Source organism: Erwinia sp. S38 (assembly GCF_016624545.1).
GTDB classification, from domain to species: Bacteria; Pseudomonadota; Gammaproteobacteria; order Enterobacterales; family Enterobacteriaceae; genus Erwinia; species Erwinia coffeiphila.
The window spans coordinates 87,690-111,875 of sequence record NZ_JACVTS010000005.1 but is presented as its reverse complement, the minus strand read 5'-3'; the positions used below and the strand labels follow the sequence as shown (position 1 = coordinate 111,875).

Below are 24,186 nucleotides of genomic sequence, written 5' to 3'. Positions count from 1 at the left end.
TGCAGATTTAGGATGAATTGCGCAGCGAATGCGCAGACAGCGGCCCCGAACGACGGAGCCGCTAATCGAGTGTTGGTGGCGAAAGGAAGGCGTAAATTAGTGCGTGCTGCCCTGCAGGCGTTTAAATTCGTCTTTGGCTTTCTGCAGCTGGCTGATAAACGTTGGTTCCGCATGCAGACGCGCAACAATGGCTGACGCCACCACGCGAGCAGCCGTCACATCGCTTTGCCAGTGATATCCACAGATCACCCGGCTCTGCCCCATCTCATAGCCCCGCTGCAGGATCTGGCCCTGGCGGTCGGGGTTGATCTCGGACAGCACCAGCGCGGTAGCCCAGCCGATGGTGGTATGCCCGGAAGGATAAGAGCCGTTGGTTGACAGTTTTCCTTCTTCATCAGACCGGCAGGTCGCCTCATGATAGAAGGCAAACGGGCGGATACGCATGTAATGCTCTTTGGCGCTGCGCGTAGCAAGATCGCCCGCATCCTCACGCATTTTTTTTACCAGACGATCCAGTTCAGGCGTTTTTTCTTTGTTGATGGACATGCCATAAGCGTCTGAAAACGCTTCTGCCACGCCGTCACCCTCAACGTTCGCATCTTTCCATGCCTGCTTACCCCGTGGGGTGTTACGCAGCATTTTTCCCGCGTCGTACTGGGTTTTATCATTGAGAAACTCAATGCTGTCCACCGCCGGAGGAGGAGGAAGCAGCGCCAGGCTGTCAATGGATTGTGATTCTTTCAGGAAGTAAACATCAGGTTTGGTGGTGACATCTTTCGCAGCAAAGGCCAGCGGAGACATAACGGCAACGATTAACGTCGCCAGGACGATTTTTTTCATTATCAATTTCCCTATTACTCTTGGTATACAACAGGCTGTTCATTCAGCACCTAACAATCCAACCAACCCGGCAATCCTATAACGCCGGGATATTGTTGCAAGCCATGAGATCACAAAACCGGTAATCTCCAGGAAATCATCGCGCAAATAAAAAACCCTCGCCGGGGCGAGGGTTCATGGTCACTTAAGCCGTGATCAGCCGTTAATCTGCGCGTGCATTTCCTGCACGGAGATAACCTGGTCGATCGCGCTGGCGTTCAGCGAGTTGGTGGTAGCGAAAGCACCGTTCAGCGTGGTGTCGTAGTGCACTTTATACTGCAGCGCACTGCGGCGGATCAGCTTGGAGTCTTCAATCGCCTGGCGGCCTGCGGTGGTGTTAACGATATACACGTACTCACCGTTCTTCACGCGGTCCTGAATGTGCGGACGGCCTTCATGCACCTTGTTGACGCGACGCACTTCGATGCCGGCAGCCTTCAGCACGGCTGCGGTACCGTCGGTGGCATCCAGCTCAAAGCCGAAGCCCAGCAGACGACGCGCCAGCTCAACGATACGTTTCTTATCGCCTTCACGAACCGACAGCAGCGCACGACCGCTCTTCTTCATGTTGCTCTGCGCACCCAGCATCGCTTTACTGAAGGCTTCAGCGAAGGTGCGGCCTACGCCCATCACTTCACCGGTAGAACGCATTTCCGGGCCAAGGATAGGGTCCACGCCCTGGAACTTGTTGAACGGCAGCACCACTTCTTTCACCGAGAAGTACGGCGGGATAATTTCTTCGGTCACGCCCTGCTCAGCCAGCGTTTTACCGGCCATCACGCGCGCGGCCACTTTCGCCAGCGGCACGCTGGTGGCTTTGGAGACGAACGGCACGGTACGAGCGGCACGAGGGTTCACCTCAATCAGGTAAACTTCGTTATCCTTCACCGCAAACTGCACGTTCATCAGACCACGTACACCCAGCTCGAAGGCCAGCTTCTCAACCTGCTGACGCATCACATCCTGAATTTCCTTGCTCAGCGTGTAGGCCGGCAGGGAGCAGGCGGAGTCACCGGAGTGAACGCCAGCCTGTTCGATATGTTCCATGATGCCGCCAATCAGCACCTGCTCACCGTCGCAGATCGCATCCACGTCGACTTCTACCGCGTCATCCAGGAAGCGATCCAGCAGCACCGGCGCATCGTTGGAAACGGAAACTGCGGTGGTGAAGTAGCGCTTCAGGTCGATTTCGTCGTAAACGATTTCCATCGCCCGGCCACCCAGCACGTAGGAAGGGCGCACAACCAGCGGATAGCCGATGGTGGCCGCTTTCTCTACCGCCATTTCGATGGTGGTCACAGTGGCGTTGGCAGGCTGTTTCAGCGCCAGGCGGTCAACCGCCTGCTGGAAACGCTCGCGGTCTTCAGCACGGTCAATCGCGTCCGGGCTGGTGCCGATAACCGGTACGCCTGCGGCTTCCAGCGCACGCGCCAGTTTCAGTGGAGTCTGGCCGCCGTACTGTACGATAACGCCTTTCGGCTTCTCGATGCGCACGATTTCCAGCACGTCTTCCAGCGTTACCGGCTCGAAGTACAGACGATCGGAGGTGTCATAGTCGGTGGAGACGGTTTCCGGGTTACAGTTCACCATAATGGTTTCGAAACCGTCTTCGCGCAGCGCCAGCGAGGCGTGAACGCAGCAGTAATCGAATTCGATACCCTGACCGATACGGTTTGGACCGCCGCCCAGCACCATGATTTTGTCGCGATCCTGATTCGGGTTCGCTTCGCACTCTTCTTCATAGGTGGAATACATGTAGGCGGTGTCGGTCGAGAACTCGGCCGCACAGGTATCCACACGTTTGTACACCGGGTGCAGGTTGTGCTGCTCGCGCAGTTTACGAATTTCTGATTCGGTCACACCGGCAACCGCTGCCAGGCGCGCATCGGCAAAGCCTTTACGCTTCAGGGTGCGCAGGAAGTCGTAGGTCAGGCCGTTCAGACCGACTTTCGCTACCTGCTGCTCCAGCTGAACCAGCTCTTCAATCTGCACCAGGAACCAGCGATCCACGTTGGTCAGTGCGAAGACATCTTCCACGGTCATTCCGGCACGGAAGGCGTCGGCGATGTACCAGATGCGGTCTGAACCGGCATCTTTCAGCTCGCGACGAATGATGGTCAGCGCTTCAGCATCGTTAAGGTCAACTTTCGGGTCGAAACCATGCGCGCCCACTTCCAGACCGCGCAGCGCTTTCTGCATGGATTCCTGCAGCGTGCGGCCAATCGCCATCACTTCACCCACGGATTTCATCTGGGTGGTCAGACGGTCGTTAGCACCGGCAAATTTCTCGAAGTTGAAGCGTGGGATCTTGGTCACCACGTAGTCGATAGACGGTTCAAACGATGCCGGGGTCAGGCCGCCGGTGATATCGTTGGTCAGCTCATCGAGGGTGAAGCCCACCGCCAGCTTGGCGGCGATTTTAGCAATCGGGAAGCCGGTCGCTTTCGATGCCAGCGCGGAAGAGCGTGATACGCGCGGGTTCATTTCGATAACGATCAGGCGGCCGTTTTCCGGGTTAACGGAGAACTGCACGTTGGAGCCACCGGTTTCCACGCCGATTTCACGCAGCACCGCCAGCGAGGCGTTACGCATGATCTGGTACTCTTTGTCGGTCAGCGTCTGTGCTGGCGCAACGGTAATCGAGTCACCGGTGTGGATCCCCATGGCATCGAAGTTTTCAATCGAGCAGACGATGATGCAGTTATCGTTTTTATCACGCACCACTTCCATCTCGTACTCTTTCCAGCCAATCAGCGACTCATCAATCAGCAGCTCGTTGGTTGGCGACAGATCCAGACCGCGTTCGCAGATCTCTTCGAACTCTTCACGGTTGTAAGCGATACCGCCGCCGGTGCCGCCCATGGTGAAGGAAGGACGAATGATGCACGGGAAGCCCACGTCGGCGGCAACCGCCAGCGCTTCTTCCATATTATGGGCGATACCGGAACGCGCGGTGTCCAGGCCGATGCTTTTCATCGCCACGTCGAAGCGGCGACGGTCTTCGGCTTTATCAATCGCATCGGCGGTAGCACCAATCATGGTCACACCGAACTCTTCCAGCACGCCACGGCGCTCCAGCTCCAGCGCACAGTTCAGCGCAGTCTGGCCGCCCATGGTTGGCAGCACGGCATCCGGGCGCTCTTTTTCGATGATTTTACGCACCACTTCCCAGTTAATCGGCTCGATGTAGGTCGCATCGGCCATATCCGGGTCGGTCATAATGGTCGCCGGGTTAGAGTTCACCAGAATGACGCGGTAGCCCTCTTCACGCAGCGCCTTACACGCCTGCGCACCGGAATAGTCAAATTCACAGGCCTGACCGATAACAATAGGACCTGCGCCAATGATCAGGATACTTTTTATGTCTGTACGTTTTGGCATTGCTCTCTCTCCTGACCTTATTTCGCGCTGGAACGGTAAGCTTCAATCAGTTCGATAAAGTGATCGAACAGGGGGGCTGCATCGTGCGGGCCCGGGCTGGCTTCAGGGTGACCCTGGAAGCTGAAAGCCGCTTTATCCGTGCGGTGAATACCCTGGACCGTGTGGTCAAACAGTGAGGTATGCGTCACGCGCAGATTCGCAGGCAGGTTGCTATCATCAACGGCAAAACCGTGGTTCTGGGCGGTAATCATCACGGTGCTCTTATCGTGATCTTTCACCGGGTGGTTGCCACCGTGGTGACCAAGTTTCATCTTCACGGTTTTTGCACCGCTGGCCAGCGCCAGCAGCTGGTGACCGAGGCAGATGCCGAATACCGGAATATCGGTTTCCAGGAAACGCTTAATCGCGCTGATGGCGTAGTCGCACGGCTCCGGGTCACCAGGGCCGTTGGAGAGGAAAATACCGTCCGGGTTCAGCTTTAATACGTCTTCAGCCGGAGTCTGTGCAGGCACCACGGTCAGGCGGCAGCCGCGATCCACCAGCATACGCAGAATATTGCGCTTCACGCCGTAATCGTAGGCCACTACGTGGAACGGCAGTTCACCTTCCGCTTTCGCCGCAGGCAGGTCGCCTTCCAGCGTCCAGCTACCCTGCAGCCAGCTGTAGGCTTCCGGGGTGGTCACTTCTTTCGCCAGGTCCATGCCTTTCAGGCCAGGGAAGGCTTTAGCCTTTTCCAGCGCCACAGCAGCGTCCAGTGCATCTCCGGCAATAATGCAGCCGTTCTGCGCCCCTTTTTCGCGCAGCAGACGAGTCAGCTTACGCGTATCGATATCGGCAATAGCGACAATGTTGTTGCGGACCAGATAGTCGGTCAGCCCTTCTTCATTGCGATAGTTGCTGGCAATCAGCGGTAAGTCACGGATCACCAGACCCTGTGCATGTACCTGAGTAGATTCTGCGTCAGCTGAGTTGGTGCCGACATTGCCGATATGGGGATAAGTAAGAGTAACGATTTGGCGGGAATAGGAAGGATCAGTGAGGATTTCTTGATAACCGGTCATTGAAGTGTTGAAAACAACTTCTCCCACTGCCGATCCGGTTGCCCCGATGGCCCGACCGTGGAATTGGGTTCCGTCTTCCAGAACCAAGAGCGCTGACTTAATCAAAACATCCTCCAGGGAATAAACAGTCACAATATCTGCATATTAATTCAGAAATAGCACTGAATCAATGCAAAAACTGCCTGACTGCTCAGTTTTTGGCAAATTGCGCGCATTCTAATGATCGCCCTCGCGAATGTCTACCCTGCGAGGCACTTTTTCTTCACTTTTTAACTCACTGGTTGGTTTATAAGAAGATTAACGCTGAAAACACCACATATCCTGGCAATAAAATCGGTTGCCTGCCAGTGAATGCATAAAAACGGATGCCGGAACGTGAAAAAGTGGACCAAATGGTCAAAAATCTTATAAAAAGGAGTTCTCAGAAGGGGTAAAGGTAATATTACAAGGACTACAGATGATAAATGACAAAAAGATGTCATTTTTAAAAAATAAAAAGGGCAATAAAATTATTGCCCATCCAATCATAAACTTATGATTGAAATAACCACATCACGATGGTTTACAACACTTATAAATCATCAAGATTAAGCACGCTTCTCATGTCAAAAAGACCTGATTTATGCGCACCCAACCATAATCCTGCTTTAACCGCACCATTAGCAAAGGTCATGCGGCTGGAAGCCTTGTGGGTAATCTCTACCCGCTCACCGATATCTGCAAACAGCGCGGTGTGCTCACCAACGATATCGCCCGCGCGAACGGTAGCAAAACCGATGGTCTGCGCCTTACGTTCCCCGGTGATCCCCTCACGCGCGTAAACCGCGTGCTCATTCAGATCCCAGTCCATGGCATCGGCAATCGCCTCACCCATTGCCAGCGCCGTGCCGGAAGGAGCATCGACTTTATGACGGTGATGCGCTTCTACAATTTCGATATCCGCGTACTCGCCCATCACTTTGGCCGCTTTTTCCAGCAGCTTGAGCACCAGATTCACACCGACGCTGAAGTTGGCGGCAAACACGATACCGATATCTTCCGCAGCGGCTTTGATTGCGGCTTTCCCGGCGTCATCGAAACCGGTAGTACCAATTACCATCGCTTTTTTATGCTGGCGGCAAAATTCCAGATAGTTCAGCGTCGCTTCCGGGCGGGTGAAGTCGATCAATACGTCGAAGTCGTTGACCACCGCATCCAGGCTGTCGCTAATCTTCACGCCCTGTACGCCACAACCCGCCAGTTCACCGGCATCGCTGCCAACCAGAGAAGAACCGGCACGCACTACGGCGGCACCCAGACGTGCACCTTCAGCCTGAACAGCAGCCTGAATCAGCTGACGCCCCATACGCCCTGCGGCTCCCACAACGGCGATACGGATTTCTGCGTTACTCATAATTATTCATTCCTGACAGATTTCTATGCATGCAAAGCGCATACAGATTAACCACGCGTTAACCTCTGCGCCACAATTAAAACCACATAATTAGAATTTTACGCCAGCTGGCGCAGATTATCAGTAAAACAGATTTATGGCGGATCGGGGAGAGGTTGTCGCTGATGGATTTGGGTTAGGGAGAAGATTGGATCATGGCGTGGCTGATGTTTTTGCCGCTGATGGCTTTGGGTTAGGGAGAAAGCTGGATCATGGTGTGGCTGGTGTTTTTGCCGCTGATAGCTTTGGGTTAGGGGACAGCCTCTGCGGCTTTCGGGCGGTCCTCGCGCCGCTGCGCGGTGCCTTCGTCTACGGCATCCGGCCTGTCGGACCGGTGAAGATGGTGCATCCCTGCCCCAACTTCACCTGACACCAACATCCTTGTTGGTGTCTCCTGGCCTGCTGCCTCCGCCTCAGCGCTGCGGAATGCCCTGCAGCCGCAGAGGCTGTCCCCCCTTTTATCAATGGCGTCGCGGGTTCAAAGACAGCGTCAGATACAGCGAGTAGATATGCGGCCATTGCTTCATAGATTTACTGGCTTTTGGCTATCTCTGTTGCCGTCTCCTGGACTGCTGCCTCCACCTCAGCGCTGTGGAATGCACTGTCCCCTTTCATCAATGGATGTAGCGAGTCTAAAGATAACGTCAGATATATGATCGTATTCAACAGGCAACGCGGAAAGTGAGGCGAGGACGGGTGGGCTTTGGCAGGGCAATCCGCAGCGCGGAACGGAGAGAGGAAGACTGGACTTGCCAACAGGACGTTGGCGAGAGGTGAAGCTGGCGCAGGGACGCGCCATCTTCACCGGTCCAAAAGGCTGACGAACGTAGTGAGGGAACCGGGCAAAGCCCGGTGCGAGGACCGCCAGGCCAAAGCCCACCCGTCCTCGCTGCAACCTATCTGATAGCCAGCGAAATCACAGCAAACTATTCGTCCAGCCATCTGTGCAACAGCCAGCGAAACAAGCCGATTAATCGACCTGCCGAACCTCAACGCGAAGCTCTTTCGGCACTTCAAACACGATATTCTCTTCGCGACCAATCAGCTCAATGGCATCCACACCGCCAAGCTGATTCAGCCGCTGGATAACTTCCTGCACCAGCACGTCAGGAGCCGATGCACCGGCAGTAACGCCAACGCAGCGCGCGCCTTTGATCCACTCTTCCTGAATATCATCGGCAGAATCGATCAGCCGCGCCAGCTTACCGGCGCGCTGCGCAAGTTCGGCCAGACGGTTGGAGTTAGAGGAGTTTTTCGAACCCACCACCAGCACCACGTCCGCATCCTTCGACAGCGTACGCACCGCTTCCTGGCGGTTGGTCGTCGCGTAACAGATATCGTCTTTGCGCGGACCCACAATTTTTGGGAAACGCGCGCGCAGGGCATCGATCACTTCATAAGTGTCGTCCACCGACAGCGTGGTCTGAGTCATAAAGCACAGGTTGTCTTCATCCTTCACCTGCAGCTTCCACACATCAGCGGGCGCTTCCACCAGGTACATCCCCCCTTTCGGGTTATTGTACTGGCCCATGGTGCCTTCCACTTCCGGGTGACCGGCGTGGCCAATCAGGATCGCCTCGGTGCCCTTACGGCTGGCACGCGCAACTTCCATATGGACTTTGGTCACCAGCGGACAGGTGGCATCGAATAGCATAGTGAGATCGCGCGCTTTCGCTTCTGCACGCACCGCCTGGGAAACGCCGTGGGCGGAGAAAATCAGAATGCAGCCATCCGGCACTTCGCTGATTTCCTCAATAAAAATCGCCCCGCGCTCGCGCAGGCTGTTCACCACGTAGCGGTTATGCACAACTTCATGACGAACGTAAATCGGTGCGCCGTACATCTCCAGCGCACGCTCGACAATGCTGATAGCGCGATCAACGCCCGCACAAAAACCGCGTGGGTTAGCCAACAGGATCTGCATTCGCCGCCTCCAGTACCGGATTAATCTCCAGTACTTCTACGTCAAAATGAATGGTCTGCCCGGCCAGCGGATGGTTGAAATCCACGGTGATAGAATCACCAGAAATTTCACGGATCACACCGGGCATTTCGTTACCGTCCATGCCGGAGAACAGCATGATTGCGCCAATCTCCGGTTCTCCCGCCTGCATAAAATCACGGCGGGAAAAATACTGGATTAAATCCGGGCTGATGCCGCCGAAAGCGTCTTCAGACTCCAGCGCAAAGGCGTGCTTGTCACCCACCTTGAGCCCGATGAGCTGGTTTTCCAGCCCTTCGGACAGGCTGCCGTCACCCAGACAAAACAGCGCCGGCTTACCGTTGTTACGCGTGGATTCTGCGGTAGAACCGTCCGCCAGTTTTAAGGTGAAATGCACCAGCAGTGAGCTGTCGCGCTGTACAGAATCGATCATGCCCTACCCTTTATTCTTAGCCTGTTTACCGGCCGGGCTGATAAACCCTTCCAGTACGACCAGCGCAGCACCTATACAGATAGCGCAGTCTGCGATATTAAACGTGGCGAAGTGCCAGTCTCCAACGTAAAAATCGATGAAGTCCACCACGAAGCCATGATATGACCGGTCGAACAGGTTGCCCAATGCGCCACCCACGATCAGCGCATAGGCGATGTTATTCAGTTTATTGCTCGCCGGGCTACGGTACATCATCACCAGCAGCACGACGACAATAGCGATGGCAATGCCGGCGAAGAACCAGCGCTGCCAGCCACCTTTATCGGCGAGGAAGCTGAACGCCGCGCCGTAGTTGTGAGCATAAAAGAAGTTAAAAAATGGCATCACCGGCATCGACTCGTGCAGCATCAGCGTATTCATAATCCACTGCTTGCTGGCGAAATCGATGCCAATCACCACCAGCACCAGCCACAACCAGCGCAATCCGGTAGAAAGAACGGGGCGGCTCATTATGCAAACTTACGCAGTTCGCCGCTGCCCGCGACGTTGGTGGCACAGCGGCCACAAACGTCTGCATGCGCAGCGTTCTGGCCGATATCGGTGGTGTAATGCCAGCAGCGCGGGCACTTCTCACCGTCTGCTTTACGCAGAGCGATCTTCAGGCCTTTGACGATCTCGCTCTGCTGCGCGTCGTCGCCAGCCTGAGCGTAATCCGCCACCTGAGCACCGGAGGTCAGCAGCACAAAGCGCAGCTCTTCACCCAGGCTGTTCAGCTTCGCGGCCAGCTCAGCATCGGCATACAGCGTTACGCTGGCTTCCAGAGAGCCACCGATCAGTTTGTCTGCACGCGCCTGCTCAAGCACCTTGTTCACTTCGCTACGCACTTTCAGCAGATCCGCCCAGTAGGCGTCGTTCATGGACTCATCCGCCGCCAGGCCGAACAGGCCATCGAACCACTCTTCGGTAAATACGTACTGGCTGCGTTTGCCCGGCAGGTAGCCCCAGATTTCATCGGCGGTAAACGACATGATCGGTGCCATCCAGCGCACCAGCGCCTCGGCGATGTACCACAGTGCAGTCTGGCAGCTGCGGCGCGCCAGGCCATCGGCCTTCGCGGTGTACTGACGGTCTTTGATGATGTCGAGGTAGAAGGAACCCATTTCCACCGAGCAGAACTGCATCAGGCGCTGAACGACTTCATGGAAGTCATAGGCTTCATAAGAGGCAACGATATCGTTCTGTGCTGCCAGCGCACGGCCCACTGCCCAGCGATCGACAACGACCATATCTTCCGGTTTCACCAAATCGGTTTCCGGATTAAAGCCCGCCAGGTTAGCCAGCAGGAAGCGCGCGGTGTTACGAATGCGGCGATAGCTGTCGGCTGAGCGCTTAAGGATTTCGTCGGATACGGCGATTTCACCTGAGTAGTCGGTAGAAGCCACCCACAGACGCAGAATATCCGCACCCAGTTTGTTCATCACGTCCTGCGGCGAAACGGTGTTGCCCAGCGATTTGGACATCTTGCGGCCCTGACCGTCAACGGTGAAACCGTGGGTCAGTACCTGACGATAAGGCGCTTTGCCCTTCATCGCCGTTGAAATCATCAGTGAAGACATAAACCAGCCGCGATGCTGGTCAGAACCTTCCAGATACATATCCGGTGCATGGCCGCCGAACTCAGGACGCGCATCCACAACGGAGTAGCTGGTGGAGCCGGAGTCAAACCATACGTCCAGCGTATCCGGTACTTTTACATAGTTGTCGGCGTCATCACCCATCAGGTCACGCGGGTCAAGATCCCACCATGCCTGGATACCTTCTTCCTCTACGCGCAGCGCGACTTTTTCCATCAGCGCCAGGCTGTCCGGATGCAGCTGCTCGGTGTCTTTATGCACGAACAGCGCCATCGGCACGCCCCAGGTACGCTGGCGTGAGATACACCAGTCAGGACGGTTCGCCACCATCGCTTCGATACGTGCCTGGCCCCAGTCCGGAATCCACTGTACGCCTTTGATCTCTTTCAGCGACTGCGCACGCAGGCCTTTCTGATCCATGCTGATAAACCACTGCGGGGTAGCACGGAAGATAATCGGCGTTTTGTGACGCCAGCAGTGCGGATAGCTGTGGCGCAGTTTTTCAACATGCAGCAACGCGCCCTTCTCTTTCAGCAGTTCAACGATCATATCGTTGGCTTTAAAGACGTTTACACCGTCCAGCGTTGGATAAGTACCCGGCAGATAGCTACCGTCCGGACCAACCGGGTTCGCGGTTTCCAGACCGTATTTCTGACCGATGACATAGTCATCCGGGCCGTGGCCCGGTGCGGTATGCACAGCACCGGTACCGGCTTCCAGCGTAACGTGCTCACCCAGCACGACTTTCGACTGGATCTGCTCCAGGAACGGATGCTGGAACAGTTGAAGCTCCAGCGCCTCACCCTTGCACTCGCCCAGCACGGTCCACTCTGCAACGCCCGCTCGCTTCATCACGCTTTCCACCAGCTCTTTCGCCAGGATCAGGCTGCGGCCTTCGATCTGCAGGAGCTGATACTCAAATTCCGGATGCAGTGAGATACCGCGGTTGGCCGGCATGGTCCACGGGGTGGTGGTCCAGATAACCAACGAAACCGGGCCTTCTGAAGCGGCAACGCCGAACTTCGCGCGCACGGCATCAGCATCCAGCGCGTTAAACATCACGTCAATGGATGGAGAAGTTTTGTCGTAATACTCCACTTCGGCTTCCGCCAGCGCAGAGCGGCAGTCCAGGCACCAGTGCACCGGCTTAGCGCCTTTGTGCAGGTGGCCGTTGCCGATGATTTTACCTAACGCGCGGATGATATTGGCTTCGGTTTTGAAGTTCATCGTCAGGTACGGGCGATCCCAGTCGCCCAGCACGCCCAGGCGGATGAAGTCGGCTTTCTGTCCTTCAACCTGCTCGGCAGCGTATTTGCGGCAGGCAGCACGGAACTCGGCCGGGGTCACTTTCTCGCCCGGCTTGCCGATCATCTGCTCAACTTTGTGCTCGATAGGCAAACCGTGGCAGTCCCAGCCCGGTACGTACGGCGAATCGTAACCCGCCATGCCTTTCGACTTAACGATAATATCTTTCAGAATCTTGTTTACTGAGTGACCAATATGAATGCTGCCGTTCGCATAAGGAGGGCCATCATGAAGGATAAAGGTTTTTTTCCCTTTTTTGGCTTCGCGGATGATGCCGTACAGTTTGTCATCATACCAACGTTGCAGCATTCCCGGTTCGCGTTTGGCCAGATCGCCACGCATCGGGAACCCCGTTTCCGGCAAATTCAGGGTTGATTTATAGTCACTCATCAGATTCTCGATTCCGTATTTCGCTTCAGTTCTGTTTAAACCGGTGTCTTCAGCCCGAAAAAGTCGCGGGCAGTCACCACATCTTTAGCAATTTGCTCTTTCAGTGCATCGAGCGAGGCAAAGCGCTGCTCGTTGCGAATTTTTTTACGCAGCACCACATCAATATGGCGCCCGTATAGGTCGATTGCGACATCCAGCAGATGCACTTCCAGCTGCTGACGCAGCCCGGCAACGGTGGGTCGAGTGCCAATATTGGCGACGCCCGGCAGCGGACGCTCCCCAAGGCCCAGGACCTCAACGGCATACACCCCTTTTACCGGGGAAACGGTACGACGCAGCGGCAGGTTAGCGGTGGGGAAACCAATCGTCCGGCCCAGCGCATCGCCGTGGACCACGCGACCAGAAATGCTGAAGGGATGCCCCAGCAAAACGGCGGCCTGCGCCAGATCGTCGTCTGCCAGCGCCTGGCGTACCGCCGTGCTGCTGATGCGTTTGCCATTATCGCAAAATGTCTGGGTGCTGATGACATCGAAACCGTATTCGACGCCAGCCTTCTGTAATAACAGGAAATCGCCCTGGCGACCAGCGCCAAAGCGGAAATCATCACCGACGACAAGGAACTGCACGCCCAGCTTATCGACCAGCAAATCAGCAATAAAACTTTGCGCCGTGTGGGCAGCAAAACGCCTGTCGAAGCGCACGCACAGCACGTTATCAATACCGGCTTGTTCAAGGTAACGAACTTTTTCACGCAGGCGGGTCAGCCGCGCCGGGGCACCGTCAGCCGCGAACAGCTCCAGCGGCTGGGGTTCAAACAGCATCACCATCACCGGCAGGTTGCGCTGTCGCCCTTCTTCGCACAGGCGCGCCAGCAGCGCCTGGTGACCGCGGTGTACGCCATCGAAATTACCGATAGCCAGTACGCAGCCGCGATGCTGCTCTCTCAGGTTATGTATACCGCGGATAAACTTCATGGCTGGCTCAAATTTGTGGAAATCGGCGGATTATACCTTGTACAGCGATGAAGGTTAACCCGCGATTGCGGGCTTTCGCGCTTTCTTACTGCCATTTCATTCTGTATGGTACTCGCTGGCCATGGGATTATATTTTTTCTTGTGAATAAGCTGTATTCGCCAGGCTTATGCTGGTAGAATCTTGCGCCATCGAAACGTAACCAAGTGCCAATGTTTCATCGGCGCTTATTTGCACAAATCCATTGACAACCGAAGGCGAAAAGGGCATATTCCTCGGCCTTTGAATTGTCCTCATAGAACTATTTGGGAGTTGGACCTTGGCTAATATCAAATCAGCTAAGAAACGCGCCGTAACGTCTGAGAAGCGTCGTAAGCACAACGCTAGCCGTCGTTCAATGATGCGTACCTTTGTTAAGAAAGTATACGCAGCTATCGCTACTGGCGATAAAGCAGCTGCACAGGCTGCATTCAATGAAATGCAACCTATCGTGGACCGCCAGGCAGCTAAAGGCCTGATCCACAAAAACAAGGCTGCTCGTCATAAAGCAAACCTGGCTGCACAGATCAGCAACCTGGCGTAATGCCGGCTTGTGAATCCGCGTTAAAAAGACCGCCTTACGGCGGTTTTTTTATGTCCGTTAAACGGCAAACAGCGCGCTGAAATCCTTATTGCAGATCCGCTGCACTGCCGGATGCTGGATCATCCGTTCAGCAAAAATCACGTGGTACTCTTCAACCACCGCCTCCGCCTGGCCCAGTTCAACAATCCCCTCAGCGTAATAACTCTCTTTGCCATACAGCGTGGGTGCCACAAAAATGGCCCGATTTGCCGCACCAAAGGCCTTCATCAGTGCCGCATCATCGAATTCACCGAGAATGGTAACGTCCAGATTCTGTGACTGAAACCAGTTCAGCAGCCTGCGCCCCAACATTGAACGCCTGCCGGGAACCAGCAGATTATGCGCGGTCAGACAGGCCGGAAACGCGCTGTCGGGCAGCGCATCGTGGCACCAGAAGCTGATGCCGCATTCGCCCAGCTTGATGGAAAACAACCCCGCCTGCTGCGAGGAGTCGACCGGGCAGTCGGAGAGGATCATATCCAGCTTGTGCTCGCTGAGCTGCTCCAGCAGTAGCTCATGGGTGGACTCAAAGCAGCGCAGATGGATAGGCTCCGCTTCCTGTACGGCAGTCGCCAGAATCTGGCTGACCAGCTTTTTGGATAGCGCATCGGCCACGCCAACGTCAAATAACAGACTGGCCTCCTTGCGGTAGTTAACGATATCCAGCATTTCCTGGCTGAGGGTAAACATGCGATCGGCGTAGCGGAAAACCAGCTGTCCCAGCTCTGAGGGCACCAGTCCCCGCCCCTGCCGCTTAAACAGGCGCCCCTGAAGACGCTCTTCCAGCGCCTTCAGCTGGCCGGTAATGGTCTGTGGCGTGAGGTTGAGTACCTCAGCAGCTTTAACCACCGAGCCGGTTTTACAGACCTGCCAGAAGTAATAGAGGTGGTTAAAGTTCATCTGCGACATGTCATCCCCCGCGTTGCCTTACTTCAGCTTAACCCGAAGCAGCAGATAGCCCACCACGGCGGAAACCACCGAGCCAGTCAGGATACCCAGCTTCGCCAGCGTGACCATCTCTTCATGCTGCGCATCAAAGGCCAGTGAAGCGATAAAAATCGACATGGTAAAACCAATTCCGCACAGCACGCCGACGGCGGCAATATCGACCATCTTAGTCCGCTCGGGCAGAGCGGCAATTTTCAGCTTCACCGACAGCCAACAGATCAGCGTAATGCCCAGCGGTTTGCCGATAAACAGGCCAAGGATAATCCCCAGCGGCACGGCGGAGAACAGACCGTTAAGCGACACGCCGCTCAGCGACACGCCTGCATTGGCAAAGGCAAACAGCGGCAGGATGAGCCAGCTGACCCAGGGCTGTAACCCGTGCGCCAGATCGATAGACGGTGACACGTCTCCCTCTCCCTTCAACGGGATAAAGAAGCCAACGATCACCCCCGCCAGCGTGGCGTGAACACCAGATTTCAGCACCGCAATCCACAACACCACTCCGACCAGCAGATACAGCGAGGTCTTACGGACACCGCACAGATTCAACAGCGCCAGCGCTACAACACAAGCAGCAGCTACGCTCAGTGAGAGCAGTGAAAGGTTGCTGGTGTAGAAGAAGGCGATAATCACGATCGCGCCAAGGTCATCAATCACCGCCAGCGCCATCAGAAAAATTTTTAACTGTACCGGCACCCGGCTGCCCAGCAGCGCGAGAATACCCAGCGCAAAGGCAATGTCCGTGGCGGTGGGGATCGCCCAGCCGTGGATCGCCAGTGGATCGTTATGGTTAAAGGCGGTGAAGATCAGGGCCGGAGCCAGCATGCCGCCCAGCGCGGCAATCAGCGGGAACATCGCCCGCTCGCGGCTGTTCAGCGAGCCGGTGACCAGCTCGCGTTTCACCTCAAGACCAATCAGCAGGAAGAACAGCGCCATCAGCGCATCATTGATCCACAGCAGCAGATCTTTGTTGATATCGAGTTCGCCAAAACGGAACTGCACCGGCATCGCCAGCAGCGCCTGGTATCCCTGCTGCGTTGCGCTGTTGTTTGCCAGGAACATGGCGATAGCAGCGGCCACGATCAGTACCACACCGCCGGTGGCGTCATTGTTAAGCAGGCGCTTGAGAGCTGTTTTCATCGAAGATTCCATTAATTCGAGTTTGGGCTTTAAGAAGGCCACAGCATACTCGCTTTAACTCTTCGTAAAAAACAGATTATAAATGGTTAACCGATCGGAATTTCCGAAGTATAGCGATACGGCGCGATAAATCCGTGCATATTCGAAGGTGAAAAATACCGTTAAGTGGAAGAAAATGTGCCGATGAATACGCGGGTCCGAATAAATATAATGGGCGGCCTGTTGAGGCCGCCCATCGGATACTGCGCTTAAGAGGTAAAGCAGATTAGCGCGTCAGATCGTCAAAGAACTTTTTCACGCCGTCAAAGAAACTCTTTGAACGCGGACTGTTCTGATCGCCGCTCGGCCCACCAAAGCTCTCTTCCAGTTCGCGCAGCAATGCTTTCTGCTTCTCGTTCAGGCTGACCGGGGTTTCCACCACCACGCGGCACAGCAGGTCGCCCTGCGCACCACCGCGTACGGATTTCACGCCTTTACCGCGCATGCGGAACAGCTTGCCGGTCTGCGTTTCCGCCGGCACTTTCAGCTTCACGCGGCCATCCAGGGTCGGCACTTCAATCTCGCCGCCCAGGGCTGCCATCGCGAAGTTGATCGGTACTTCGCAGTACAGGTTGTTCTCTTCACGTTCGAAGATGCGGTGTTTTTTCACCTGAACCTGCACGTACAGATCGCCAGACGGTGCACCGTGCTCGCCCGCTTCACCTTCGCCACTCAGACGAATGCGATCGCCGGTATCCACGCCCGCCGGAATTTTCACCGACAACGTTTTAGATTTCTCTACGCGGCCGTGGCCGTGACAGGCGTTGCACGGATCTTTAATCACCGAGCCGCGACCGTGACAGGTCGGACACGCCTGCTGAACGGTGAAGAAACCCTGGCGCATCTGCACCTGACCTGCACCGTGACAGGTTGAACAGGTCTGCGGCTTGGTTCCCGCTTTCGCTCCGCTGCCGTGGCAAACTTCACACTCTTCCAGCGTTGGAATGCGGATCTCTTTGGTCACGCCGCGTACCGCTTCTTCCAGCGTCAGTTCCATGTTGTAGCGCAAATCAGCACCGCGTGCGGCGCGCTGCTGACGGCGGCCTCCGCCGAAAATATCGCCGAATACGTCGCCAAAGATATCGCTAAAATCTGCACCGCCACCGCCGAAACCACCGCCGCCGCCGCCCATTCCGCCCTGTTCAAAGGCTGCATGACCGTACTGATCGTAAGCCGCACGTTTCTGCTCATCGGTCAGAATTTCGTACGCTTCTTTGATCTCTTTGAATTTCTCTTCGGCTTCTTTATCGCCCTGGTTGCGGTCAGGGTGGAACTTCATCGCAAGACGTTTATAAGCCTTTTTGATTTCACGCTCTTCCGCAGATTTGGAAACGCCTAAAACCTCGTAATAGTCTTTCTTCGCCATTGTTATTGATCCTGCCCTTAACATGCGTGCACGGGCGGGGAGAAATCTCCACGCCCGTGCTGGTTAATACGATGCTCCATCAGGGGAGCATCATGCCCGCTCAAGGGCGATTATTTCTTGTCTTTAACTTCTTCGAATTCGGCGTCAACGACGTCGTCATCTTTCTTACCTTCGGCTGCTTCGGCTGCGCCGCCAGCGGCCTGCTGCTGCTGAGCAAATTCCATCAGCTTACCGGACACTTCCATCAGCGCCTGGATTTTCGCTTCAATCTCAGCTTTGTCTTCGCCTTTCAGCGCAGCATCCAGCTCGGCCAGAGCCGCTTCGATTGGCGCTTTCACGTCTGCTGGCAGTTGGTCACCGGCATCGGTCAGCTGTTTGCGGGTGCTGTGCGCAACCTGGTCACCCTGGTTACGGGTCTGCACCAGCTCTTCAAACTTGCGGTCAGACTCGGCGTTCGCTTCCGCATCACGCACCATTTTTTCGATCTCTTCGTCGTTCAGACCGGAAGAGGCCTTAATGGTGATCTTCTGCTCTTTACCGCTGTTTTTGTCTTTAGCGGATACGTGCAGAATACCGTCGGCGTCGATATCGAAGGTCACTTCGATCTGCGGCATACCGCGCGGTGCAGCCTGGATACCGTCAAGGTTGAACTGGCCCAGTGACTTGTTATCCGCAGCGCGTTTACGCTCACCCTGCACAACGTGGATGGTTACCGCAGACTGATTGTCTTCTGCAGTAGAGAACACCTGGCTGTGCTTGGTTGGGATGGTGGTGTTCTTGGCGATTAGTGAGGTCATCACGCCGCCCATGGTTTCGATACCCAGCGACAGCGGGGTAACGTCCAGCAGCAGAACGTCTTTTACTTCACCGGCCAGTACGCCACCCTGTACGGCTGCGCCCACGGCAACGGCTTCGTCCGGGTTAACGTCTTTACGCGGCTCTTTACCAAAGAACTCAGCCACTTTCGACTGCACCATTGGCATACGCGTCTGGCCACCAACGAGGATAACGTCGTTGATATCAGACACGGACAGACCCGCATCCTGCAATGCAACTTTCAGCGGCTCAATAGAGCGAGCAACCAGGTCTTCTACCAGTGATTCCAGTTTTGCACGGGTCACTTTGATGTTCAGGTGCTTAGGACCGGTCGCATCAGCAGTGATGTACGGCAGGTTCACGTCGGTCTGCTGCGCAGAAGACAGTTCGATTTTCGCTTTTTCAGCGGCTTCTTTCAGACGCTGCATCGCCAGCGGATCGTTGTGCAGATCGATACCTGAATCTTTCTTAAACTCAGCTACCAGGTAGTTGATCATACGGCTGTCGAAGTCTTCACCACCCAGGTGGGTATCACCATTGGTTGCCAGCACTTCGAAGGTTTTTTCGCCGTCAACTTCATCGATTTCGATGATAGAGATATCGAAGGTACCACCACCCAGGTCGTATACCGCGATAGTGCGGTTGCCCTGGCCTTTATCCAGACCGTAGGCCAGTGCGGCTGCGGTTGGTTCGTTGATGATACGTTTGACTTCCAGACCAGCGATGCGGCCTGCATCTTTGGTTGCCTGACGCTGTGCATCGTTGAAGTAAGCCGGTACGGTAATAACCGCTTCAGTCACCGGCTCACCCAGATAATCTTCGGCTGTTTTCTTCATTTTTTTCAGCACTTCTGCAGAGATCTGCGGAGGTGCTACACGCTGGCCTTTCACGTCCAGCCATGCGTCACCGTTGTCAGCGCCAACGATTTTGAACGGCATGATTTTAATATCACGCTGTACTTCTTCATCCTGGAAGCGACGGCCAATCAGGCGCTTAATCGCAAACAGGGTATTCTGCGGGTTGGTCACGGCCTGACGTTTAGCAGGCTGACCCACCAGCGTTTCACCATCCTGAGTGTAAGCAATGATGGATGGCGTGGTGCGATCGCCTTCCGCATTCTCCAGTACGCGTGCCTTGCCGCCATCCATGATAGCTACACAAGAGTTAGTCGTACCCAGGTCAATACCAATAATCTTACCCATCTAAACGTCTCCCACTTAAATTCATTTCAAATCAGGTTATGAACCTTAAATGCGGGCATTATTCACAGTTTCAACTGCTCATCCCGCTCTTTTTTTCCAGGTCCGTAGCCTCGGATGCCAATTAAGATGGGGCCGCCAGGCGCCGCATCAAGGGGCAACAGCAAAAAAAATTCGTTTTTTTTGAAAAAAAACGGACCGGCGCAGGCCAGTCCGGTTTAACCACGGCAAATCAGGGGTTACTGCGCGCTGACCTGCTGCAGTAAAACGCGCTGCGCGGATGCCCGCTTAAGCCACAGACCGACCAGTACACCAACCCCGGCCAGGCCTAAAACGTAATAAGCCGGTGCCATCGGCGTCAGCTTCATCAACAGCGTCACCATGATGGGCGTCAGGCCGCCGAAAATGGCATACGAGAGATTGTAAGAGAAGGAGATCCCGGTAAAACGGACCGCGGGCGGAAACGCAGACACCATGACGAAAGGCACCACGCCGACCACGCCAACACATAAACCGGCCAGCGCATAGGCGCTAAACAGCCAGGCCGGATACTCGGCGGCAACGGTGAAGAAAGTCCAGCTGGTCACTGCCAGCAGCAGGCTGCCGACGATCAGCGTAGTTGCCGCACCGATGCGATCGACCAGCGCACCGGAGATAATGCAGCCGAAGATCAGCATCACCGTGGCCAGGCTGTTCGCTTTCAGGGTCAACGCTGCGGGCAGGCCGTGGAGTTTTTGCAGCAGCGCGGGTGCCATCAGCAGCACCACCACAATACAGGCGGAGAGCAGCCAGGTCAGCAGCATCGACACCACCACGCTCTGGCGATGATGGGAAACCACTGTTTTCAGCGGCAGCTCATCCGATAAGGCTTTACGCTGCTGCATCTGAGTAAACACCGGGGTTTCATGCAGCCAGCGGCGCAGATACATGGCCAACAGGCCAAAGGCACCGCCCAGCAGGAAGGGAATACGCCAGCCGGTCTCGGCGATAGTCTGCGGTGTCATGCTGGTATTAATCAGCGTGGCGACCAGCGACCCCAGCAGAATGCCAAAGGTCAGCCCGGCGGTCAGCGTACCGCAGGCAAAACCTACGCGCTTTTGCGGCACGTGTTCGGCCACAAACACCCAGGCACCGGGAACCTCACCACCAATAGCCGCGCCCTGCAGCACGCGCAGCAGGAGCAGCAGAATGGGGGCAGCAATACCCAGCGTGGCGTAGGTGGGCAGCAGGCCCATCGCCAGCGTTGGCAGAGCCATCAGCAGAATACTCAGGCTGAACATTTTCTTGCGCCCTTTGCTGTCACCAAAGTGGGCCATGATCAGACCGCCCAGCGGACGGGCAAGATAGCCGGCAGCAAAAATAGCAAAGGTTTGCAGCTGGCGTAGCCATTCCGGGATATCGTAGGGGAAAAACAGTTCGCCAATCACCGCAGCAAAAAAGACGAAGATAATAAAGTCGTAGAATTCCAGCGCGCCACCGAGCGCGGCGAGCACCAGGGTTTTGTAATCCTGTCGGTTCAGAGGTCGTGCGTGTGCTTGTTCCATGATTCTTCTGATAAATCCATAGTCTGAGAGCAGAAAAATAATTACACCTTGTAAAGCTATGCTTACTATAACGGCAATTATCTTTCACACCAGACAGCACTGGATCTTATGCCTGAGAATCCTGATTTTTAGCTGTTTGTTTCGCGGCGAGCGCTTTTCGGCCTGAATGCTGCTACTACCTGCGGGTTAGTTTCAATATAAGGCCCGTCCAGAAGCTGAATACAGTAGGGCACGCTGGCAAAAATGCCGTGCACAACCGTCTTACCCTGCTCATTCTTAAGCCCTTCCAGCGTCTCTTTGATCGATTTCGGCTGGCCGGGCAGATTAATCACCAGCGACTGTTTGCGAATCACACCAACCTGACGGGAAAGGATAGCGGTAGGAACAAAATTCAGGCTGATCTGCCGCATCTGTTCGCCAAACCCTGGCGTCTCACGATCGGCGATTGCCAGAGTGGCATCGGGCGTCACATCGCGGCGCGCCGGACCGGTGCCTCCGGTGGTCAGCACCAGATGACAGAACAGCTCATCAACCAGTTCGCAGATTGCCTGCTCGATCATCGGCTGCTCATCGGGGACCAGCCGCTTCTCAATTTTGAACGGCGTGGATAGCGCTTCAGAAAGCCAGGCTTCCAGCGCGGGAAGCCCCAGATCCTGATAGATGCCGTTTGCCGCGCGGTCAGATACGGAGATCAGGCCAATGCGAAGTGTATTCATAGGTATTTGCCGTCAGATAGAGAAAGTTAACGCAAGGATAAACCATAGCAAAGCAGGATGTATAGCGAGGGTGGGCGATTGGACATTCACAGACAGAAACGGTAGAAGCCAGCGCCGCTACAGCTTCAGGTGCGAAGGCTGGAGCAGCCAAATTAACTGGAGCTGTAGCAAGGTGGCTGGCGGGTTAATCCCCGGGAGCTTACGTCAGTAAGTGACCGGGGTACGTCCGCGCAGCCAACGCCGCTACAGCTTCAGGTATGAAGGCTGTTACAGCAGGTCAGCGATCATCTTGTCGAGCTTGCCCTGGTCAACGGCAAAGTTACGGATGCCTTCAGCCAGTTTCTGAACCGCCATTGGGTCCTGGTTGTGCTGCCACAGGAACTCAGACTCGGTCATTTTCGCCGGACGTGCTTTCACTTCACCGGTGTAAGACAGTTTACGCTCGATGCTGCCTTCGGTCTCAGCCAGCTCTTTCAGCAGGCCTGGAGAGATGGTCAGACGGTCGCAGCCAGCCAGCTCAATGATTTCACCTACGTTACGGAAGCTTGCGCCCATCACCACGGTCTCGTAACCGTGCTGCTTGTAGTATTCGTAGATTTCAGTCACCGAGATCACGCCTGGATCTTCAGCCGGTGCGTACTCTTTCTTATCGGTGTTAGCTTTGTACCAGTCGAGGATACGGCCAACGAATGGCGAGATCAGGTACACGCCAGCTTCAGCACAGGCGCGCGCCTGAGCGAAGGAGAACAGCAGGGTCAGGTTACAGTTGATGCCTTCTTTTTCCAGCTGCTCGGCGGCACGGATACCCTGCCAGGTAGAAGCCAGTTTGATCAGGATGCGGTCGTTGCTGATGCCGGCATCGTTGTACAGTTTGATCAGGCTACGCGCTTTCGCGATGCTGCCTTCGGTGTCATAAGACAGACGTGCATCGACTTCGGTAGAGATACGGCCCGGAACCAGCTTAAGGATTTCCAGACCAATGTTGACGGCCAGTTTGTCCGCGGCGAAAGAAACCTGTGCTTCTTTGTCGCTGCTCTGCTCGCGCGCCCAGGTAACGGCTTCATCAATCAGTTTACGGTATTCAGGGATCTGGGCGGCACTGAGGATCAGAGAAGGGTTGGTGGTTGCATCCTGCGGTTTGTAGAGTTTCATCGCTGCGATGTCACCAGTATCGGCAACAACGGTAGTGATCTGACGCAGGGAGGATAATTTGTCCGTCATAGTTGTCATTCTCATCAAGGTTGAAACAAGGTTGATTTGTCAGGGTGTTGAAAATGTCTGCCCCGGATGATAGCACGCGTACCCTGCCATGCAACAACCATAAAACCCTGTGCCACAGGGGGATAAAACCTCAACACAAACGGGCTTTTTTCGTTCCTTTACGATGAATCAGCAGATCCACCAATGACAGCGATTTGTCCTCTTTAAACGCTTTTTTGCTACAGTATGCACTGGCAATTTTTCGCGATGCACAAGGACCCCCGATCATGTTGATGGTAATTTCCCCCGCAAAAACGCTGGACTATGAAAGCCCGCTGGCGACCAAACGTTTTACCCAGCCCATGCTGCTGGAGGAGTCACAGAAACTGATCGCCGTTGCGCGTCAGCTTTCCCCGGCACAGATTGGTTCCCTGATGCACATCAGCGACAAGCTGGCGGTGCTGAACGCGGAGCGCTTCAATGACTGGCAGCCTGAGTTTTCCCCTGAAAACGCGCGCCAGGCCATTCTGGCGTTTAAAGGCGATGTCTACACCGGTCTGCAGGCGGAAAGCTTTAGCGAAGATGATTTTGACTATGCCCAGCAGCACCTGCGCATGCTGTCCGGCCTGTACGGCCTGCTGCGCCCGCTGGACCTGATGATGCCTTACCGGTTAGAGATGGGTATCAAGCTGGAAAACCCGGCGGGTAAAGACCTCTACAGCTTCTGGGGCGACCGTTTGACCCTGGCGCTGAACGATGCACTGGCCGCGCAGGGCGATAATGTGCTGGTGAATCTCGCTTCCGATGAGTACTTCAAGTCTGTAAAACCTAAGCAGCTGAACGGCGAGATTATCAAACCGGTGTTCCTCGATGAGAAGAACGGCAAGTTCAAAGTCATCAGCTTCTACGCCAAGAAAGCGCGTGGTCTGATGAGCCGCTACATTATTCAGAACCGGCTGACAAAGCCCGGGCAGCTGAAAAAGTTTGATGTTGACGGATACGTTTACGATGCCGACGGTAGCAAGGGAAATGAGCTGGTGTTTAAGCGGCGTGAAGTGGCTTGAAAAAAAGAAACGGAGTGGGCGATACCCTCTCCGTTTTGTCGCTAATTAACTGACTGTGAGCGGCTAATCAGCGAGATAGCTAAGGGCGAAACTTTTTCGCCCC

19 protein-coding genes are annotated in these 24,186 nt (G+C 55.2%); 3 read left to right on the top strand and 16 right to left on the bottom strand.

Going from position 1 to position 24,186, the window contains the following annotated elements; translation table 11 throughout:
• Positions 1 to 96: 96 nt before the first annotated feature.
• From IBT46_RS07685 to dapB, 4 genes are all read right to left on the bottom strand, one after another.
• Positions 97 to 840: a phosphatase PAP2 family protein gene (locus IBT46_RS07685; RefSeq protein ID WP_200545147.1), complete on the bottom strand. Its 744-nt coding sequence runs from the start codon at positions 838 to 840 to the stop codon at positions 97 to 99.
• 195 nt (positions 841 to 1,035) lie between these two features.
• The gene (gene carB / locus IBT46_RS07680) at positions 1,036 to 4,260 is read right to left on the bottom strand and encodes a carbamoyl-phosphate synthase large subunit (RefSeq protein WP_200545146.1); all 3,225 of its coding nucleotides are present in this window, start codon (positions 4,258 to 4,260) and stop codon (positions 1,036 to 1,038) included.
• A 17-nt stretch (positions 4,261 to 4,277) separates the two neighbouring features.
• Positions 4,278 to 5,426: a glutamine-hydrolyzing carbamoyl-phosphate synthase small subunit gene (gene carA / locus IBT46_RS07675; RefSeq protein WP_200545145.1), complete on the bottom strand. Its 1,149-nt coding sequence runs from the start codon at positions 5,424 to 5,426 to the stop codon at positions 4,278 to 4,280.
• A 466-nt stretch (positions 5,427 to 5,892) separates the two neighbouring features.
• A complete protein-coding gene (dapB, locus tag IBT46_RS07670; protein ID WP_200545144.1) occupies positions 5,893 to 6,714 on the bottom strand; it encodes a 4-hydroxy-tetrahydrodipicolinate reductase in 822 nt (273 codons plus the stop codon).
• 199 nt (positions 6,715 to 6,913) lie between these two features.
• Here dapB and IBT46_RS07665 point away from each other — a divergent pair, with 199 nt between their 5' ends.
• A complete protein-coding gene (locus tag IBT46_RS07665) occupies positions 6,914 to 7,123 on the top strand; it encodes a hypothetical protein (protein WP_234480019.1) in 210 nt (69 codons plus the stop codon).
• A gap of 600 nt (positions 7,124 to 7,723) precedes the next feature.
• Here IBT46_RS07665 and ispH read toward each other — a convergent pair.
• Genes ispH through ribF form a run of 5 tightly spaced genes read right to left on the bottom strand, consistent with a single transcriptional unit; the run spans position 7,724 to position 13,431 of the window.
• The gene (gene ispH / locus IBT46_RS07660; protein ID WP_200545142.1) at positions 7,724 to 8,677 is read right to left on the bottom strand and encodes a 4-hydroxy-3-methylbut-2-enyl diphosphate reductase; all 954 of its coding nucleotides are present in this window, start codon (positions 8,675 to 8,677) and stop codon (positions 7,724 to 7,726) included.
• Entirely contained in the window at positions 8,658 to 9,128 is a 471-nt protein-coding gene (gene fkpB / locus IBT46_RS07655; protein WP_200545141.1) for an FKBP-type peptidyl-prolyl cis-trans isomerase, read from the bottom strand. The genes ispH and fkpB overlap by 20 nt, the downstream gene beginning before the upstream one ends.
• 3 nt (positions 9,129 to 9,131) lie before the next feature.
• Positions 9,132 to 9,638 (bottom strand): signal peptidase II, encoded by a 507-nt coding sequence (lspA, locus tag IBT46_RS07650; protein WP_200545140.1) that lies wholly within the window; start codon positions 9,636 to 9,638, stop codon positions 9,132 to 9,134.
• On the bottom strand, positions 9,638 to 12,457 hold the full coding sequence (gene ileS, locus IBT46_RS07645; protein ID WP_200545139.1) for an isoleucine--tRNA ligase: 2,820 nt from the start codon (positions 12,455 to 12,457) through the stop codon (positions 9,638 to 9,640). Before ileS ends, lspA begins: the two co-directional genes overlap by 1 nt.
• A 35-nt stretch (positions 12,458 to 12,492) precedes the next feature.
• Positions 12,493 to 13,431, bottom strand: coding sequence for a bifunctional riboflavin kinase/FAD synthetase (ribF, locus tag IBT46_RS07640; RefSeq protein ID WP_105594772.1), 939 nt, complete (start codon positions 13,429 to 13,431; stop codon positions 12,493 to 12,495).
• Positions 13,432 to 13,748: 317 nt separating this feature from the next.
• Here ribF and rpsT point away from each other — a divergent pair, with 317 nt between their 5' ends.
• Positions 13,749 to 14,012: a 30S ribosomal protein S20 gene (gene rpsT / locus IBT46_RS07635; RefSeq protein ID WP_105594773.1), complete on the top strand. Its 264-nt coding sequence runs from the start codon at positions 13,749 to 13,751 to the stop codon at positions 14,010 to 14,012.
• A gap of 57 nt (positions 14,013 to 14,069) precedes the next feature.
• On the opposite strand, the gene nhaR is transcribed toward rpsT, so the two are convergent.
• The 7 genes from nhaR to tal all read right to left on the bottom strand — a co-directional run bounded on the left by nhaR (position 14,070) and on the right by tal (position 23,040).
• Positions 14,070 to 14,960, bottom strand: coding sequence for a transcriptional activator NhaR (gene nhaR, locus IBT46_RS07630; protein WP_105594774.1), 891 nt, complete (start codon positions 14,958 to 14,960; stop codon positions 14,070 to 14,072).
• A gap of 18 nt (positions 14,961 to 14,978) precedes the next feature.
• Positions 14,979 to 16,139, bottom strand: coding sequence for a Na+/H+ antiporter NhaA (nhaA, locus tag IBT46_RS07625; protein WP_200545138.1), 1,161 nt, complete (start codon positions 16,137 to 16,139; stop codon positions 14,979 to 14,981).
• 265 nt (positions 16,140 to 16,404) lie between these two features.
• Positions 16,405 to 17,544, bottom strand: a complete 1,140-nt coding sequence (dnaJ, locus tag IBT46_RS07620; RefSeq protein WP_200545137.1) for a molecular chaperone DnaJ — start codon at positions 17,542 to 17,544, stop codon at positions 16,405 to 16,407.
• A 110-nt stretch (positions 17,545 to 17,654) separates the two neighbouring features.
• Positions 17,655 to 19,562: a molecular chaperone DnaK gene (gene dnaK, locus IBT46_RS07615; RefSeq protein ID WP_200545136.1), complete on the bottom strand. Its 1,908-nt coding sequence runs from the start codon at positions 19,560 to 19,562 to the stop codon at positions 17,655 to 17,657.
• Between the two features lie 236 nt (positions 19,563 to 19,798).
• Complete coding sequence (locus IBT46_RS07610) at positions 19,799 to 21,103, bottom strand: MFS transporter (RefSeq protein WP_200545135.1); 1,305 nt, start codon at positions 21,101 to 21,103, stop codon at positions 19,799 to 19,801.
• A 128-nt stretch (positions 21,104 to 21,231) separates the two neighbouring features.
• Positions 21,232 to 21,819 (bottom strand): molybdopterin adenylyltransferase, encoded by a 588-nt coding sequence (gene mog / locus IBT46_RS07605; protein WP_200545134.1) that lies wholly within the window; start codon positions 21,817 to 21,819, stop codon positions 21,232 to 21,234.
• A 267-nt stretch (positions 21,820 to 22,086) separates the two neighbouring features.
• The gene (gene tal / locus IBT46_RS07600) at positions 22,087 to 23,040 is read right to left on the bottom strand and encodes a transaldolase (protein WP_105594784.1); all 954 of its coding nucleotides are present in this window, start codon (positions 23,038 to 23,040) and stop codon (positions 22,087 to 22,089) included.
• A 266-nt stretch (positions 23,041 to 23,306) separates the two neighbouring features.
• Here tal and yaaA point away from each other — a divergent pair, with 266 nt between their 5' ends.
• Complete coding sequence (gene yaaA, locus IBT46_RS07595) at positions 23,307 to 24,083, top strand: peroxide stress protein YaaA (protein WP_200545133.1); 777 nt, start codon at positions 23,307 to 23,309, stop codon at positions 24,081 to 24,083.
• Positions 24,084 to 24,186: the final 103 nt, after the last annotated feature.

Excerpts from the sequence above, each read along its gene's own strand:
- IBT46_RS07685 (WP_200545147.1), bottom strand. The coding sequence starts at position 840 with ATGAAAAAAATCGTCCTGGCGACGTTAATCGTTGCCGTTATGTCTCCG.
- carB (WP_200545146.1), bottom strand. The coding sequence starts at position 4,260 with ATGCCAAAACGTACAGACATAAAAAGTATCCTGATCATTGGCGCAGGT.
- dapB (WP_200545144.1), bottom strand. The coding sequence starts at position 6,714 with ATGAGTAACGCAGAAATCCGTATCGCCGTTGTGGGAGCCGCAGGGCGT.
- ispH (WP_200545142.1), bottom strand. The coding sequence starts at position 8,677 with ATGCAGATCCTGTTGGCTAACCCACGCGGTTTTTGTGCGGGCGTTGAT.
- fkpB (WP_200545141.1), bottom strand. The coding sequence starts at position 9,128 with ATGATCGATTCTGTACAGCGCGACAGCTCACTGCTGGTGCATTTCACC.
- lspA (WP_200545140.1), bottom strand. The coding sequence starts at position 9,638 with ATGAGCCGCCCCGTTCTTTCTACCGGATTGCGCTGGTTGTGGCTGGTG.
- ileS (WP_200545139.1), bottom strand. The coding sequence starts at position 12,457 with ATGAGTGACTATAAATCAACCCTGAATTTGCCGGAAACGGGGTTCCCG.
- ribF (WP_105594772.1), bottom strand. The coding sequence starts at position 13,431 with ATGAAGTTTATCCGCGGTATACATAACCTGAGAGAGCAGCATCGCGGC.
- nhaR (WP_105594774.1), bottom strand. The coding sequence starts at position 14,960 with ATGTCGCAGATGAACTTTAACCACCTCTATTACTTCTGGCAGGTCTGT.
- nhaA (WP_200545138.1), bottom strand. The coding sequence starts at position 16,139 with ATGAAAACAGCTCTCAAGCGCCTGCTTAACAATGACGCCACCGGCGGT.
- dnaJ (WP_200545137.1), bottom strand. The coding sequence starts at position 17,544 with ATGGCGAAGAAAGACTATTACGAGGTTTTAGGCGTTTCCAAATCTGCG.
- dnaK (WP_200545136.1), bottom strand. The coding sequence starts at position 19,562 with ATGGGTAAGATTATTGGTATTGACCTGGGTACGACTAACTCTTGTGTA.
- IBT46_RS07610 (WP_200545135.1), bottom strand. The coding sequence starts at position 21,103 with ATGGAACAAGCACACGCACGACCTCTGAACCGACAGGATTACAAAACC.
- mog (WP_200545134.1), bottom strand. The coding sequence starts at position 21,819 with ATGAATACACTTCGCATTGGCCTGATCTCCGTATCTGACCGCGCGGCA.
- tal (WP_105594784.1), bottom strand. The coding sequence starts at position 23,040 with ATGACGGACAAATTATCCTCCCTGCGTCAGATCACTACCGTTGTTGCC.
- yaaA (WP_200545133.1), top strand. The coding sequence starts at position 23,307 with ATGTTGATGGTAATTTCCCCCGCAAAAACGCTGGACTATGAAAGCCCG.